The organism is Sphingomonas hankookensis (genome assembly GCF_022664465.1).
Classification (GTDB): Bacteria; Pseudomonadota; Alphaproteobacteria; order Sphingomonadales; family Sphingomonadaceae; genus Sphingomonas; species Sphingomonas hankookensis.
This window is the reverse complement of the sequence record NZ_JAKREV010000001.1, coordinates 636,075-652,907: the sequence shown is the minus strand read 5'-3', so window position 1 is coordinate 652,907 and position 16,833 is coordinate 636,075. Positions and strand designations below refer to the sequence as shown.

The 16,833-nt window shown below is 68.3% G+C and carries 11 protein-coding genes; 10 read left to right on the top strand and 1 reads right to left on the bottom strand.

Annotation, left to right across the window (positions count from 1 at the left end; genetic code table 11):
• Positions 1-100: 100 nt before the first annotated feature.
• The 9 genes from MF610_RS03000 to MF610_RS02960 all read left to right on the top strand — a co-directional run bounded on the left by MF610_RS03000 (position 101) and on the right by MF610_RS02960 (position 14,975).
• Positions 101-3,121 carry a TonB-dependent receptor plug domain-containing protein gene (locus MF610_RS03000; protein WP_242192615.1) on the top strand — a complete coding sequence of 1,007 codons (3,021 nt, stop codon included), beginning with the start codon at positions 101-103 and terminating at the stop codon, positions 3,119-3,121.
• Positions 3,122-3,344: 223 nt separating this feature from the next.
• Positions 3,345-5,621, top strand: coding sequence for a sensor histidine kinase (locus MF610_RS02995; protein ID WP_422635941.1), 2,277 nt, complete (start codon positions 3,345-3,347; stop codon positions 5,619-5,621).
• Entirely contained in the window at positions 5,621-6,064 is a 444-nt protein-coding gene (gene tsaE, locus MF610_RS02990) for a tRNA (adenosine(37)-N6)-threonylcarbamoyltransferase complex ATPase subunit type 1 TsaE (RefSeq protein WP_242192613.1), read from the top strand. The genes MF610_RS02995 and tsaE overlap by 1 nt, the downstream gene beginning before the upstream one ends.
• Complete coding sequence (locus tag MF610_RS02985; RefSeq protein ID WP_380870659.1) at positions 6,061-7,020, top strand: aminoglycoside phosphotransferase family protein; 960 nt, start codon at positions 6,061-6,063, stop codon at positions 7,018-7,020. The genes tsaE and MF610_RS02985 overlap by 4 nt, the downstream gene beginning before the upstream one ends.
• Positions 7,017-7,772, top strand: a complete 756-nt coding sequence (locus tag MF610_RS02980) for a nucleotidyltransferase family protein (protein ID WP_242192611.1) — start codon at positions 7,017-7,019, stop codon at positions 7,770-7,772. Before MF610_RS02985 ends, MF610_RS02980 begins: the two co-directional genes overlap by 4 nt.
• A complete protein-coding gene (gene addB, locus MF610_RS02975) occupies positions 7,765-10,734 on the top strand; it encodes a double-strand break repair protein AddB (protein ID WP_242192610.1) in 2,970 nt (989 codons plus the stop codon). Before MF610_RS02980 ends, addB begins: the two co-directional genes overlap by 8 nt.
• Complete coding sequence (gene addA / locus MF610_RS02970) at positions 10,721-14,146, top strand: double-strand break repair helicase AddA (RefSeq protein ID WP_242192609.1); 3,426 nt, start codon at positions 10,721-10,723, stop codon at positions 14,144-14,146. The genes addB and addA overlap by 14 nt, the downstream gene beginning before the upstream one ends.
• A gap of 47 nt (positions 14,147-14,193) precedes the next feature.
• Positions 14,194-14,517, top strand: coding sequence for a thioredoxin (gene trxA, locus MF610_RS02965; RefSeq protein WP_242192608.1), 324 nt, complete (start codon positions 14,194-14,196; stop codon positions 14,515-14,517).
• Positions 14,517-14,975, top strand: coding sequence for a hypothetical protein (locus MF610_RS02960; RefSeq protein ID WP_242192607.1), 459 nt, complete (start codon positions 14,517-14,519; stop codon positions 14,973-14,975). The genes trxA and MF610_RS02960 overlap by 1 nt, the downstream gene beginning before the upstream one ends.
• 117 nt (positions 14,976-15,092) lie before the next feature.
• On the opposite strand, the gene argJ is transcribed toward MF610_RS02960, so the two are convergent.
• On the bottom strand, positions 15,093-16,319 hold the full coding sequence (gene argJ / locus MF610_RS02955; protein ID WP_242192606.1) for a bifunctional glutamate N-acetyltransferase/amino-acid acetyltransferase ArgJ: 1,227 nt from the start codon (positions 16,317-16,319) through the stop codon (positions 15,093-15,095).
• Positions 16,320-16,387: 68 nt separating this feature from the next.
• On the opposite strand from argJ, the gene MF610_RS02950 reads away from it, so the two are divergent.
• On the top strand, positions 16,388-16,753 hold the full coding sequence (locus MF610_RS02950) for an energy transducer TonB (RefSeq protein ID WP_242192605.1): 366 nt from the start codon (positions 16,388-16,390) through the stop codon (positions 16,751-16,753).
• Positions 16,754-16,833 lie beyond the last annotated feature (80 nt).

Here is a 16,833-nt window from a genome sequence, read left to right as displayed (position 1 = left end):
AATGTCGCAGCACGGACCCGCCGCGGCATACCGAAGGTTGATGCCGACGAGAAAAGCGTATCGATGAAGAATACGCGTAACTTGTAAAAGGGGTTCGTCCATGAAGCTTTCCACGTCGCGCCTGCGCTCCAGCGCGGCCCGCAGCGCTCTCGCGATTGCCGCGCTGGTTGTTGCCGCTTCGGCCGGCGCGCAGACCGCAGCACCGGGCAACACCGACAATGTGCCGATCCCCGCGGACCCCGCAGCGCAGACCCCGGCGGACGCCAGCAACGGCGAAGATATCGTCGTCACCGGCACCCGTATCCGTCGCCCCGATTTTGAATCGCCCAGCCCGGTCGTCTCGATCAGCGCCGCGGCGATCCAGCAGTCGGGCAGCACCAACCTGACCGACATTCTGGCACAGGTCCCGGCACTGCAGGGATCGACGACTTCGGCCGACACGGCTGGCAGCGGGGTCGGCATCGGCGGTTCGGGTCTGAACACGCTGAACCTGCGCAACCTTGGCACCGATCGCACGCTGGTGCTGATCGACGGACGCCGGCAGGTGGCGTCGGTTCCGGGCACGCAGGCGATCGATATCGGCACCATCCCCAGCGACCTGGTCGAACGGTTCGACGTTCTGACCGGCGGCGCATCGGCGGTCTATGGCGCGGACGCGGTGACTGGTGTGGTCAACTTCGTCCTGAAGCGCAATTTCGAAGGCATCACTGCGCGTGCACAGGCCGGTATCTCCGAACGTGGCGATGCGGGCCGGCGCCTGCTGGCGGTGACCGCTGGCAAGAACTTCGCCGATGGTCGTGGCAACGTAGCGCTCGCCTATGAATATGGGTCCGAAAGCCGGCTTGAAGCGCGCGATCGCGCCCAACTTCGCGGTAACGGGCTGGTCGGCTTCTATCGCAATCCGAATGATCCCGAATTCAGGCCCGGCTATACCGGCGGTGCCAGCAACGGCATCCCCGACAATGTCCCGACGCGCGACGTCCGCTACAACGATACTGCGCGCGAAGGCGGGATCGACGTCGATTTCGATGGCCAGCCCGATTTTATCGTCAACGGCACAGGGCAACTGGTTCCGTTCAGCCTCGGCACCGTACTGCGCCCCGGTTTCTCGCAGGGTGGCAGTGGTACCCGCGTCGCGGATTACCAGAACGACCTGCTGCCGCGGATCGACCGCCATGTCGTGAATGCGATCACGCATTTCGAAGTGTCGCCGGCGCTGACGCTGTTCGCCGAAGGCAAATATGCGCGCAACAAGTCGTTCACGCTGGGGCAGCCGTCGTTCGACTATTATCTGCTGGTCGAGGACGGTAATCCGTTCCTGCCCGCCGGTCTGCCGAACCTCGGCAATGGCGGCGTGCTGGTGACGCGCGACAATTTCGACATCGGCCAGCGGGGTGAGACGATCACCCGCGAGGTCTATCGCGGCGTGGTGGGTGCCAAGGGCGAGATCAACAGCCACGCCAGCTACGAACTGTCCTATGTCTTCGGTCAGGCGGACATTTCGAACCGGTACGTCAACAACACCTTCAACGACCGGTTCTATGCTGCGCTCGATGCGGTGCGCGACTCTGCCACGGGGCAGATCACCTGCCGCGCGAACCTCAATCCGAACTGGACACCCAACCAGCCCTTCGCCAGCCGCAGCGTCGTCAATCCGACGACCTTCCGTCCGGGTGAGTGCGTGCCGCTCAACCTGTTCGGCGACGGTGCGCCCAGCCAGGCGGCACTCGATTTCGTGCGCGCGACGACGACCGACCGGTCGCGGCTGCGTCAGCATGTCGTGTCGGGATCGGTATCCGGGGATTTCGGCCAGTTCTTCGAACTGCCGGGTGGTGCGGTCAATTTCGTGCTCGGCGCCGAGTATCGCAAGGAAGAAAGCCGCTTCATTCCCGATCCGATTGCGGCGCAAGGGCTGACCTTCACCAACTCGCTGGGACGCGAGGAGGGTCAGTTCGACGTCAAGGAAGGGTTCGCCGAACTCGACGTACCGGTTCTGCGTGACATGGCGTTCGCCCATCGGCTGAGCTTCGGCGCGGCGATCCGCTTCTCGGACTATTCGACGATCGGCAACACCACGACGTGGAAGGTGAACGGCACCTATGCGCCGGTCCGCGACATCACGTTCAACGGCACCTATTCGAAGGCGGTGCGCGCACCGAACATCGGCGAACTGTTCGCCGGCCAGTCGCAGACCTTCGCCTTCATCACCGATCCATGCGACCGGGCTGAATTGCAGAACGGCACCGCGACCCGCGCGGCGAATTGCCGCACGCTGCTGAGCGGTCTGGGCGTCGCCGATCCGGCCAATTACGTCGACGCGCGCACGACCAACATCTCGGGCTTCTCGGGCGGTAACTCGGACCTGCGCGAGGAGGAGGCGACGACGTGGACCGCGGGTGCCGTTCTCCAGCCGCGCTTCATTCCGGGTCTGTCGCTGCGTGCCGATTGGTACGACATAAACCTGCGCGGCGCGATCAACACGGTTGCGGCGAACGAGGTCGCCCGGCTGTGCGTCGATCAGGCGACGCTCGACAACGTGTTCTGCCGCTCGATCACCCGCACCAACGTCACCAGCAACACGGCGGCGGTCGGCAATATCACCAGCTTCGTCGTCGCACCGCAGAACGTCGCCCGGTTCAGCACCGCCGGTTTGGACGTTAACATGAACTATGCGTTCGATGCCGGTTCGGTGGGGCGGTTCAATCTGCGGCTGATCGGCAACTATCTCGACAAGCTGGAGTTCATCGGCACGCCGGGTGCTCCGGTCACCAACAATCGGCAGGAAGCGTCCTTCCGTGCGCCCAAGTACAGCGCCAACGCCGACCTGACCTGGTCGCTGGAGAATGTCACCGTCAACTACGGTGTCAACTTCATGGACAAGACGTTGCGCTATTCCAACCTGACGAACGAGAGCAATCCGGACGTCGTGGCGCCGGAATATAAATACATCAAGGCAATGTGGCAGCACGATATTTACGTCAGTGTCGATGCGACCGACCGGTTCCAATTCTACACCGGCATCAACAACGTGCTGGGGCAGAAGGCGGATATCGCCGACACGACCTATATCCAGCAGATCATCGGCCGCTATTTCTTCGCCGGTGCGCGGGTGAAGATGTAACGTCCGTCGCGGGAACGGCGGCGACACGTCGTCCGATCGCGACAAAAGGGGCGGCGCCATCCGGCGCTGCCCCTTTTTTATATGGGCGGCAGCGACTAGGCAGGGATGTGCCCATCTCCGTCCCTCCGTTGCCCCGCGAGGCGTCCGCTTGATCACCGTTTCCCTCCTGACCGCCGTCCTGTGCGGCGTCGTGCTGGCGCTGCTGGTCGGTGTCGGTGGCTGGATGCTCTATGCCGGGCTGGCCGCGCGGCGGCAGGCGCTGGTCGATGCGGCGTCGTTCGATTCGCTGCGGTCGACGCTGGCCGCTTCGCCGGCACTGGCGATGGTGGTGCGGGCCGATGGGCGGCTGTCGCTCGACGCGCCGCTGGTCGATCGGCTGGGGCGGGTCGAGGCGCCGGCGATGCTGGCTGATCTGGGCGATCCCGACAGCGGGCTGGAGCCCGGCAGCGCCGACCGGTTGATCGACGCGGTCAACGCGGCGATGCGCGGCGGCCGGCCGTTCCGCACCGTCGTGCGCGCCACGGGTTCGGCGCGGTCGCTGTTCGCGATCGGCGAGCGGGCGCCGGCGGCGCTCAACACGCCGGGCGGGGTGCTGGTCTGGTTCTTCGACGCGACCGAATTTCATGACGAGATCGCGACGCTGGGCGCCGAGGCGGAGGAATATCGCGCGGCGTTCGAGGCGCTTTCCAGCCTGATCGAAGCCGCGCCGATGCCGATGTGGTATCGCGACGACAGCCTGCGCCTTGCCATGGTCAACACCGCCTATGTCCGCGCCGTCGATGCCGAGGATGCCGCGACGGTGATCGGCCGCCAGGTCGAACTGGTCGAGGGTGTCGGCATGGGCGGGCCGCTCGCCAGCGCGTCGATCGCGCGCGATACCGGCCAGCCGCAAGTAGCGGCGATGCCCGCGACGATCGGCGGCGAGCGGCGGATGCTGCGCGTGCACGACATGCCGCTGCGCGACGGCGGCACCGGCGGCTTCGCGATCGACGTGCACGAGATCGAGGAAGCGGGCGCCAAGCTCAAGCGCAGCCGCGATGCGCAGCGCGCGATGCTCGACCGGCTGTCGGCAGGGGTGGCGCAGTTTGCGCCTGACCGCACGTTGGTATTCTACAATCAGCCCTTCGGCCGCACCTTTGCGATGAAACCGGAGTGGCTGGCGGACCGTCCGGAGTTCGATCGCGTGCTCGACCGGATGCGTGAAGCCAAGCGCCTGCCCGAGGTCCGAGATTTTCCGGGCTGGAAGGCGGAGCGGCGCGACTGGTTCCGCGCGGCCGAGGGGGCGATCGAGGAACAATGGCACTTGCCTGGTGGCACCCACCTGCGCGTCGTGGCGCAGCCTCTGCCCGAAGGCGGGCTGCTGCTGATCTTCGAGGATCGCACCGAACAGGTGCAATTGGCCAGCGCGCGCGACACGCTGCTGCGCGTGCGCACCGCGACGTTCGACAATCTGTTCGAGGCTCTGGGCGTGTTCGCCGCCGATGGCCGGTTGCAGATCTGGAACGCCAAGTTCCGGCAGGTCTGGGGATTGGACGATGCGTTCCTCGACGGCCATCCGCGGGTCGATGCGCTGGCCGAGCGGGTCGCCGACAGCCTCGCCAATCCCGGCCGGGCGACGTTGATCCCCGAACTGGTCCGCTTCGCCACGCAGCAGCGGATGCAGCGGTCGGGCCGTTTCGCGATGGCCGACGGACGGCATTACGAGTTTGGCGCGGTGCCGCTGCCCGATGGCAATGCGCTGCTGACGATGCTCGACATTTCCGACAGCCGGCGGATGGAACAGGCGCTGCGCGACCGCAACGAGGCGCTGGAGGCGGCCGACCGGGTGAAGACCGCGTTCGTCGCATCGATGAGCTACGAACTGCGCACCCCGCTGACCTCGATCAAGGGGTTCGCCGAGATGTTGCAAGCGGGCTATGCCGGCAAGCTGAGCGAGGATGGCGGGCGCTATACCGATGCGATCCTCGAATCGGTCGAGCGGCTGGGCGGGTTGATCGACGATACGCTCGACCTCACCGCGAACGAGACGACGCCGGTCGCCCGCGCCACGGTGCCGCTGAAGATCATCGCCGGCGAAGCAGCCGATGCCGCGCGGACGGCGGCGGCGGCGCGCGGTGTCGAACTGGCGGTGGAGATCGCGCCGTCGGCGGGCGTGATGCTGGGCGACGCGCGCCGGTTGCGACAGGCGGTCGGCCATCTGCTCGACCATGCGATCGGCGGATTGCGGCAGGGCGGGCGCGTGCTGCTGCACGTCGATGGCGATACCAAGCGCGCGCGGATCGTGGTGTCGGACGATGGTCCGGGCATGTCGAAGGACGCGGTCGCGCGCGCGTTCGACCGGTTCGCGCAGGCGGGCGCGGCGCGGGTCGGCGAACGGGCGCTTAGCCTCGACCTGCCGCTCGCCCGGCAGGCGGTCGAGGCGCATGGCGGCACGATCGAGCTGGTGTCGGAAAAGGGCATGGGCACGCTGGTCACGATCGACCTGCCGCGCGAGCCGTGATGCACCTGCCCGACGAAGCCGCCGCGCACGCGTTCGGCGTCGCGATCGCCGCGGTGCTGCGGGTGGGCGACGTGGTCGCGCTGTCGGGGCCGTTGGGCGCGGGCAAGACCAGCATCGCGCGCGGCGTGCTGGCGGCTTTGGGGCTGGAGGGGGAGGCACCGTCGCCGAGCTTCGCGATCGTCCAGCCGTACGACCCGCCCGAAATCCGGATGAGCGTGCTGCATGTCGATCTCTACCGGATCGAGGAGCCGGACGAAGCGCGCGAGCTGGGGCTGGACGATGCGCTAAACGATGGCGCGTTGCTGGTCGAATGGCCCGAGCGGTTGGGCAACGATCCATGGCCCGAGGCGCTCTGGCTGTCGCTGACGTTCGACGAAGCAGGCGGGCGGCGCTTGACAGCGCGGGTGCCGGACGCTTGGGAAAGCCGATGGCCGCTGACCTGAACCCGCGCGATGCGGCACCCGCTTTCCTCGCCGCCGCTGGATGGGCCGATGCGGAGATTTTGCCGCTGGCGGTCGATGCGTCGTTCCGCCGCTATTACCGCGTGATCGAGGTCGGACGCAGCGCGGTGCTGATGGACGCGCCGCCGCCCGAGGACACCCGCAAGTTCGCGCATATGGCGGCGTGGCTGCTCGATCGCGGCTTTTCCGCGCCCGCGATCCTTGCCGACGATCCCGACAACGGCTTCATGCTGCTGGAAGACTTCGGCGACATGCGGATGCGCGAGACGGTCGATGCCGCGCCCGAGAGCGAAGGCCGGCTCTATGCCGCGGCGATCGACCAACTGCTGCGGCTGCAACGGCATGAGGCGGCGCCGGTCCCGCCCTATGACCGCGCGTTCATCCTGCGCGAGGCCGATCTGCTGATCGAATGGTATTGCGATGCGCTGGGCCTGTCGGTCGATGCCGACGGGTATCGCGCGGCGTGGAATGCGGCGTTCGATGCGCTGCCCGAGATGCCGGTGGTGACGGTGCTGCGCGACTATCATGCCGAAAACCTGATGCTGCTCGACGATACCCGGCTGGGGTTGCTCGATTTCCAGGACGCGCTGGCCGGGCATCCCGCCTATGACCTCGTATCGCTGTTGCAGGATGCGCGGCGCGACGTCCCGGCGATGGTCGAGGCGTCGATGCTCGCCCGCTACCGCGAATCGACCGGGGTCGGCGACGGGTTCGACGCGGCCTATCACCTGTTCGGCGCGCAGCGGAACGCGAAGATCCTCGGCATCTTCACCCGGTTGTGGCGGCGCGACGGCAAGCTGCGCTATGGCGCGTTGTGCCCGCGCGTCTGGCGCTATCTGGAACGCGACCTCGGCCATCCGGCGCTGGCCGGCGTCGCGCGCTGGTTCGACCTCAACATCCCGCCGCACAAGCGCGGCGATCCGCAGGAACTCGCATGACCACGCTCCGTTCGATCCGCCCCCACCCGAGTGCGGCGGTGCCCGAAACCGCGATGGTGATGGCGGCGGGCCTCGGCAAGCGGATGCGCCCGCTGACCGCGATGCGGCCCAAGCCGCTGGTCGAGGTCGCGGGCAAGCCGTTGATCGACCACGTGTTCGACCGGTTGCGCGGGGCGGGGGTGAAGCGTGCCGTCGTCAACGTCCACTATCTGGCCGACGCGATGGAAGCGCATCTGAAACACCGGGTGAAAGGCATCGAGGTCGCGGTGTCGGACGAGCGGGCAAAGCTGCTGGAAACCGGCGGTGGGTTGGTGAAGGCGCGCGACCTGATCGGCGATGCACCGTTCGTCTGCGTCAATTCGGACAATCTGTGGGTCGACGGCCCGGTCGATTCGATCCGGTTGCTGAGCGCGCTATGGGACGATGCGAAGATGGACGCGTTATTGCTGCTGGTGCCGCAGGCGCTGGCGCACGGCCACCGCGGGCAGGGCGATTTCCATATCGATGCGCTGGGCCGCATCACCGGTCGCCGCAAGCCTGGCCGGCTGGCGCCGTTCGTGTTCACCGGCGTCCAGATTTTGTCGCCGCGGATCATCGCCGACTGGCCGGAAGGTGCCTTTTCCACCAATCTGTTCTGGAACCGCGCGATCGAGGCGGGCCGCGCGTTCGGTGCGGTGCATCAGGGGCTGTGGTTCGATGTCGGCACCCCGGCGTCGATCCCGATGACCGAAGCGGTGCTTGCCGATGGCTGAGGCCAAGCGCCTCGGCCTCTACACCATCCCGATCCACCGGGCGTTCGCCGATGCGCTGGCGGTCGGGCTGATCCGTCGGTTCGGCGGCGATCAGCTGGGACTGGCGCAGGGCATGGTGCTGGTCCCGACCAACCGCGCCAAGCGGACGGTGCAGGAAGCGTTCGTGCGCGCCAGCGGCGGCGGGTTGCTGCTGCCGCGCCTCGTCGCGATCGGCGATCCCGAACTGGACGAAGGCGCGGGCAGCTTCGCCGACCCGGCCGACGCCGCGCCGATCCCGCCTGCGATCGATCCGCTCGCGCGGCGGATGATCCTCGCGCGGCTGGTGAGCGAGGAACGCCAGCGCGCCGGGCGGCCGGTCGACGGGGCGGAGGCGGTGCGGCTGGCGGGCGACCTTGCCGCGACGCTCGACCAATTGCTGGTCGAGGAGGTCGATCCGGCGGCGTTGCGCGACCTGAACCTCGACGAAGCGCTGTCTGCGCATTGGGAGCGCTCGCTCGAACTGTTCCGCATCGTGCTGGATCGCTGGCCGGGTGAGTTGGCGGCGCTGGGGCGGATCGACCTTGCCGAGCGGCGGACGCGGTTGCTGAAACGCCTGTGCGCGCGGTGGAGCGCCGAGCCGCCCAAGGGATTCGTCTGCGCGGCGGGGATCGCGACCAATGCGCCCGCCATCGCCCGCATCCAGCGTTGCGTGGCGGGATTGCCGCGCGGGATGGTGGTGCTGCCCGGTCTCGACCTCGCGATGGACGACGACGAATGGGCGTCGCTGGGGCCGCACGATCCCGATCCGGTGACCGGGCGGCGGCGGCGGTCGATCGAGACCCATCCGCAATATCACCTGAAGCTGCTGCTCGACCGGATGGGCGTCAATCGCCACGAATTCGTCCGCTGGCAGGCGGCGAGCGAGCATGACGCGACGCCGACGCGCAGCCGGGCGATCGCCACTGCGCTCAGCCCCGCCGATCGCACCCACCACTGGATCGACGTGCCTGCCGCCGACCGGCGGTTGTCGGGCGTGCGCATGGTCGAGCTCGCGACCCCGGCCGAGGAAGCGCAGGCGATCGCCATCGCGCTGCGTGAGGCATTGCAGACGCCCGAGCGGACCGCCGCGCTGGTCACGCCCGACCGGATGCTGGCACGCCGGGTCGCGGCGCATATGGCGCGCTGGGGCGTGACCGTCGATGATTCCGCCGGGCAGCCGTTGTCGCTGTTGGCACCGGGCACGCTGCTGCTGGCGCTGGTCGAGGCGGCGGCGCAGGGGTTTGCGCCGGTGGCGTTGCTGGCGCTGCTCAAGCACCCGCTGGTGCGCAGCGGCGAGGCGGAGGCGCGCGTCGTGTGGCTCGACGGCGTCCGCCGCCTCGACCGCGCGCTGCGGGGGCCGCGTCCGGCGCCGGGGCTGGCGGGGATCGACCGCCATCTGCGCGAGGGAGAGCCGCGCGACGCGGCGATCCGTGCCGCGGCGCAGTCGTTCTGGGACATGGCGTGCCCGTTGCTGGCCCCGCTGGCGGAGGCGTTCGCCGCGGGGCCGCAGCCGCTGGCCGAGCTGCTGGTGCTGCTGCGCGAAACCGCCAGCGAACTGGCCGGCGATGCGGCATGGAGCCGTCCCGAAGGACGCGCCGCAGCCGAACTGATCGCGGCGTTGGAGGAGCAGGCGGCGATCGGTCCGCCGGTGATCGACCCGCGCGTGCTGCCCGCGCTGTTGCGGACGTTGCTCGACGAAGTGGCGGTGCGTCCGCCGCAGGGCGCGCATCCCCGCCTCGCCATTCTCGGCCTGCTCGAGGCGCGGTTGCAGACCGCCGACCTGATGATCCTCGGCGGATTGAACGAAGGGGTGTGGCCGGCGCTGCCGTCGCCCGACCCGTGGCTGGCGCCGCGTATCCGTGCCGACCTGAAGCTGCCTGGATTGGAGCGGCGTATCGGTTTGGCGGCGCATGACTTTGCCGGGGCGCTGGGTGCGCGCGACGTCATCTTGACGCGCGCCGCGCGCGACGCGACTGCGCCGACGATCGCCTCGCGGCTGTGGCTGCGGTTGCAGGCGCTGGACGACGGACTGGAGCGTGCCGGCCATCTGCGCGACTGGGCACGCGCGATCGATACGCCCGCCGCCTATGCCGCCGCCGATCGTCCGGCGCCGCGCCCGCCGGTGGCGCTGCGCCCGCGCCGCATCTCGGTGACCGAGGTCGACCGGTTGAAGGCCGACCCATACGCCTTCTACGCGCGGCGGATGCTGCGGCTGTCGCCGATGGACGCGGTCGATGCCGATCCGACCGCGGCGTGGCGCGGCACGGCGGTGCATGGCGTGCTCGAACGCTGGGCGCGGGAGGACGGCCTCGATCCGGCCAAGCTGCGCCGTCGGTTGCAGGCGCTGTCCGACGACCCGCGCACCCATCCGCTGCTGCGCGCGCTATGGGTACCGCGGCTGCGCGAGGCGATCGACTGGGTCGCCGCCTTCACCCACGAGAAGCTGGCCGAGGGGCGGATCGTCGCGGGCGTCGAATGCGACGGGAAGCTGGAGATCGCCGGGGTCGAACTGACCGGCAAGGCGGATCGCATCGATCGGGCGCAAGACGGCAGCCTAGCCATTATCGATTATAAAACCGGGAAGGCCCCGACCGCCAAGGCGGTTGCTGCCGGTTTCAGCCTGCAGCTGGGACTGCTGGGGCTGATGGCGGAACGCGGCTGCTTCAAGGGCGTCGGCGGCACCGCCACCGCGTTCGAATATTGGTCGCTGACCAAGGACGGCGACCGCTTTGGCAAGATGTCGACGCCGGTGTCGCCCGACGGATCGAAGGACCGCGTGCCGACCGCCGAGTTCGTCGCGCGGGCGGCGGCGCATTTTGAAGCGGCGGTTGGCCGGTTCCTGACTGGCGACGAAGCGTTCAAGGCCAAGCTGGTCCCCGAATACGCCCCCTATGCCGAGTATGACCAGCTGATGCGCCGCGACGAATGGTATGGCCGTGAGTGAAGTCCGCGCGCTCCAGCGGTTGAAGAACGACCAGGCGGCGGCCAGCGACCCGCACCGCCATGTCTGGCTGTCGGCATCGGCGGGCACCGGCAAGACGCACGTCCTGTCGGCGCGGGTGTTCCGCCTGCTGCTGCGCGGCGTCGATCCGGCGGCGATCCTGTGCCTGACCTTCACCAAGGCCGGGGCGGCGGAGATGGCCGAGCGCGTGGCCAGCCGGCTGGCGCGCTGGGTTCGGTTGCCGACCGCCGAGTTGAAAGCCGATCTTTTCGCGCTGGGAGAAGATGTGAACGACCCGGCGCTGCTTGCCCGCGCCCGCACGCTTTTCGCGCGTGTCCTCGACGCGCCGGGGGGCGGTGTCCGTATCCAGACGATCCACGGCTTCTGCCAAAGCCTGCTCGCCGGTTTTCCGGTCGAGGCGGGGCTGATCCCCGGCTTCCGCCCCCTCGAAGCGCGCGAGGAAGCCGGCATGGCGCGCGAGGCGCTGGCCGAATTGCTGGTCGAGGAACAGCGCAGCGGGTCGACCCGGATCGGCGACGCCATCGCCGCGATGTCGCTGCGGATGGGCGAGGGCGCGGCCGAAGGTTTCCTGCGCGAATGTGCTCGCAATCCACAGGCGATGGCGGAGTTGCCGAGCGGCATCCAGCCCTTCCTGCGCCGCTCCTTCCATCTGCCGTCCGGGGACGTGGACGAGGTGATCGCGGCCGCGTGCAGCGACGACGAATTCGACTGCGACGCGCTCGAACGGCTGGCCGAGGCCAATCGCGCCTGGGGCACCGCGACCGGGCAGAAGCTGCATGGCGCGATCATGGATTGGCTGGCGCAACCGGCGGCCGGGCGCGCACTGCGCCTAAGCGACGTGCGGGGGATGTTCTTCACCCAGAAGGATACGCTGAAAAAGGCGTCGGCCAAGCTGCTCGCCGCCGAACCCGACTATGACGACCTCGCCGATGCGGTCGGCACCCGCGCCGCCGAACTGCTGTCGATCCGCGCACAGGCTGCTTACGCCGATGCGCTGGCCGGTGCGCTGGAGGCCGGTCGCGCCTATGCCGACGCCTATGTCCGCGCCAAGCGGCGAGCCGGCGCGGTCGATTTCGACGACCTGATCCGCGAGACGCTGAAGCTGCTCGCGCAACCCGGCATCGGCGACTGGGTCCGCTTCAAGCTCGACCAGACCACCGAACACGTCCTGATCGACGAGGCGCAGGACACCAATCCGCAGCAATGGGCGATCGTCCGGTCGCTGGTCGAGGAGTATTTCAGCGGCGATGCGGTGCGCGCGGCGGGGATGCGGACGCTGTTCGTCGTCGGCGATTACAAACAGGCGATCTTCGGGTTTCAGGGCACCGACCCGATCTATTTCCGCGCGGCGCATCACGACTTCGCCCGTCGCGCCGCCCTCCCGGCGGAATATCGCGGCGATGCCCGCGAACTCGATACGCTATCGCTGACGCACAGCTTCCGTACGACGCGCCCGGTGCTGGAGTTCGTCGACGCCGCCATCGCCGCGCTGCCCGGGCCCGGCATGGGCATCGACGCGCCTGAAACGCATGACAGCGAAGTGCCCGGTCCCGGCACCGTCACCCTGTGGGCACCGACCGTGGTCGAAGCGGCGGGTGACGACGAGGAAGGCTGGGTCGACGATTCGACCCGGATGATCGCCAAACAGATCGCCCGCGCGATCAAGGGCTGGATCGGCACGCTGCCGCTCGAATCCAAGGGCCGGACGCTGCAGGCCGGCGACATCATGGTGCTGGTCAAGCGTCGCGGCGACCTCGCCTCCCTGATCGTCGCGCGGTTGTATGCGGAGGGGGTGCCGGTCGCGGGCGTCGACCGGTTGCGGCTCGACGCGCCGCTGGCGGTGCAGGACCTGCTGGCGGCGATCCGCTTCGCGCTCCAGCCCGACGACGACCTGAGCCTCGCCAATCTGCTGGTTTCGCCACTGATCGGCTGGACGCAGGAACAACTGCTGGCCGGCGCGCTACGCGAAGGCGGGAGTCTCTGGCGGCATTTGCGCCAGACCAACAGCACCGCAGTCGAGCCGCTGTCGCGCATCCTGCGCCGCGCCGATTTCGCCACGCCCTATCGCTTCCTCGAAGAGCTGCTGTCGGGCGATCTCGATGGCCGCCGCAAGCTGATCGCGCGGCTGGGCGAGGAAGCGCGCGACCCGATCGACGAGTTGCTCAACGCCGCGCTGTCGTTCGAGAGCGTCGCGACGTCGTCGCTGCAACGCTTCGTCGAATGGTTCGATCGCGGCGAGGTGGAGATCAAGCGTGACGCCGGTGCTGCGGGCGGTGCGGTGCGGGTGATGACCGCGCACGGATCGAAGGGGTTGCAGGCGCCGCTGGTCCTGCTCGCCGACGCCGCGATCGATCCCGCCAACAGCCGCCGCGATATCGTTGCCTGGACTCCGCAAGGCCATGACGGTGCGGCGTTCCCCGTTTTCCGCCCGCGCAGCGGCGAGCGCGGCACGCCCGTAGACGATGCCGTCGCCGCGGTCGACCAGCGCGAACTCGAAGAACATTGGCGGCTGTTCTACGTCGCCGCGACCCGTGCCGAGGAACGGTTGATTATCGCCGGCGCGCCCTCCGCGCGTTGTCAGGGCGTCCCGCCCGCACTCAGCTGGTACAGCGCCGCCGCCGCCGCCTTCGATGCATTGGGCGTGAGCGAAGGGGAGGACGAGCGCGTCTTCACCGGCCTGACGCCGCAGGCACCGGTAGCCGCCCGCACGCGCCGTGCCACGACGACCCCATCGACCGCGCCTGCGCCCGACTGGCTTCGTGCGCCTGCCCCGGCCGAAGCCCGTCCACCGCGCCCGCTCGCCCCGTCGGCGCTGGGCGACGACGAGGTCGCCGACCCGCCACCGACCGCCACGATGCGCGCCGCCGCCGAGCGTGGGCGGCTGCTCCACCAATTGTTCGAGCGGCTACCCGACCTGCCGCGCGCCGACCGCGCCGCTGCCGCCGAGCGCTGGCTGGCCGGCGCGGCGGGGGTGGAGGATGCCGCGCTGCGCCAGCGGGTAACGCGCGACGCGCTGGCGATCCTCGACGATCCCGCCTTCGCCAACCTGTTCGGCCCCGATGCGCTGGCCGAAGCGCCGATCGCCGCCGTCGTTGGCACGCAGGTCGTGGCCGGCACAGTCGACCGGCTGTGCATCGGGGCGACGACCGTCCGCGTGGTCGATTTCAAGACCGGCCGCCGCGTGCCGTCCGCGATCGACGATATTCCGGTTTATCACTTGAAGCAGATGGCCGCCTATGCCGCCGCACTTCGCGTCATCTTCCCCGACCGGGCGATCGAAGCCGCGCTGCTCTACACCGCCGGGCCGAAACTCTTCGTCCTGCCCGCCGCGCTGCTCGACGCGCACAAGCCGGGCTTGGGGGCAGGGGAACAAAGCTTGTCCCGCGAAGCTTGAGCCGCTGACCGCTCGTCCATAGATACTGGCGTAAGAAGGAGATTCCCATGCCGACCAAGACCGTTACCGACGCCAGCTTTTCCGCCGACGTGCTGCAATCCGACAAGCCGGTGCTGGTCGATTTCTGGGCGGACTGGTGCGGCCCGTGCAAGATGATTGCCCCCGCGCTAGAGGAAATCGCCGACGAACTGGGTGACAAGGTGACGATCGCCAAGATCGACATCATGGCCAACCCCGACACCGCCGGGTCGATGGGCGTCCAGTCGATCCCGCTGTTGAAGCTGTTCAAGAACGGCCAGCCAGTTGCCGATCTGCTCGGTGCCCGCCCGAAGAGCCAGTTGAAGGCGTGGCTCGAGGGTGAACTGAGCTGATGCTGCTGGCGGCGCTGCTTTTACAGGTAGCACCGCCACAGCGCATCTATCGACCCCCACCGTGCCATCGCGAGGTGGGGGAAGGCAGCCGCAAATCGCTCGTCTATCGCGGCGACAGGATTTGCGTCGATACCGACCTGCCGCGCATTTATGAAGGCGTCTGGATCGACGAGTTCGAAGGGCAATCCTTCGCCGAGGGCGCGACCACCCGTCCCGATCTGGATCCTGCAGTTCTGCGACCATGGTTCAACACTCGCGAAGCGCTGAAGCCTTTTACCAAACCCCGCGGAAGTAAGGGGTTGTGGTATGGCCGCCTCTACAAGGTTCGCTTCGTCGGACGGCAGGCGGTCAAAAAGAAAGGTCGATCAAATCCGGGATATGACCACTTCCGCCTGTATCCCGGACTTGTCATTCTCGACGAGATGCTTTCGATCGAGCCACTCGACGCGCAGCTTTGAACGGCATCCCAGCGCAGGTTGCGATTTCCCCGTTGGCGCGCGGCAGCAGTCCTTACTGATCCAATACCCCGACGTTCCTTTCACGCAGGAAGTCAAAGGCGAAGATTGGTTGCGCCATCAACTCCGATAATCGGCGTTGATCGAGATATACCCATGCGTCAGGTCGCAGGTCCACACCGTCGCGTGCCCTTCGCCGAGGTGCAGGTCCACGCCGATCTCGACCTCCTGGCCCTTAAGATGCGCCGCGACCGGCGCTTCGTCATAGCCCGCGACCGCTAGGCCGCCCTCGGCCACCTGCGTTGTTCCGAACCGAATCGCCAGCTTGTCGCGGTCGGCCGGTTCGCCCGCCTTGCCGACCGCCATTACCACCCGGCCCCAATTGGCGTCCTCGCCCGCGATCGCGGTCTTGACCAGCGGCGAGTTGGCGATGCTCATGGCGATGCGGTGCGCGCTGCCGTCGCTGTCCGCACCCTCGACGGTCACCGCGATGAACTTCGAAGCGCCCTCGCCATCGCGCACCACCAGATGCGCGAGTTGCCGGCACAGGTCGTGCAGCGCCGCCGCGAAGGCATCCGCGCCGTCATCGTCGAACGACGCGATCGGCTCGCCGCCCGCAGCACCGGTCGCGAACGCCAGCACCGTGTCGCTGGTCGAGGTATCGCCATCGACCGTGATGCACGAAAAACTCTGGCGATTGGCCGCCTCCAGCGCAGCTTGCAGGAACGCCGGATCGACCGCCGCATCGGTGAAGATGAAACCGAGCATCGTCGCCATGTCGGGCGCGATCATGCCCGATCCCTTGATGATCCCGGCCAGCTTGACCGTCCGGTCGCCGACCTTCGCGGTCGTGAACGCGCCCTTGGTAAAGGTGTCGGTCGTCCCGATCGTCTCGGCCGCCGCTTCCCAGCCACAGGGTTCGGCGACGAACGCTGCGTCTAGCCCGGCCTCGGCCTTGTCGATCGGCAACGGCACGCCGATCACCCCGGTCGAGGCTACGAACACGTCCGATGGCTGGCACGCCATCGCCTGCGCCGTGCGTGCCGCGATCGCCTCGACCGCGGCACGGCCCCGGTCGCCGGTAAAGGCGTTCGAATTGCCCGCATTGACCACCAGCGCCCGCGCGCGCCCCAGCACCAGCGCGCGGCGGCACCATTCTACCTCGGGCGAGGGACATTTGCTGTTGGTCAGCACCCCCGCCACCGCCGTCCCTTCGGCCAGCGTCGCAAAGGTCAGGTCGCAGCGATCCCAATTCTTGTACTGCGCCCGCGCGACCCGCAGCGTTACCCCGCCGATCGGCGGCAGCGCGGGAAAGGGCGTGGCGAGCGGGGAGACGGCAGTCGACATGGGCGCGGTGTCCGGTCTAGCCTGCACCCCATATGGGGCAGGGGATGAGGATGCGACGGTTCCTACGCATGGGCGCGGCGGTTGCAACGCTTTGTTGTGGTGGTGGGGTATTGGCGCAAACCGACCCGCAGCCGGTCGATCCCGAAACGTGGGTCGTTCCGGACGACTATCCGACCGATGCGCTGCTGTTGAAAGAGCAAGGTATCACCCGGGTCGAGATGCAGATCGGCCGAACGGGCAAGCCGACCGGTTGCCGGACCGTTGAATCGAGCGGCAGCGCGCTGCTTGATGGCACAACCTGCCGACTGATGCTCGAACGCAGCAGGTTTCGCCCGGCGACCAACGTGAAGGGGGCGGCCACCACGGGCCGATGGCGGATGTCCTTCACTTGGCAACTTCCCGGATCGACGCCGGGCTTGCTGACCGATAAGTGATGCGGACTGGGTGGACGCCGTGCCGTCGCGTCCCTATGTCTCACCCGCTTGCGCCGGGCGCCCCGTCGCGAAACCATAAC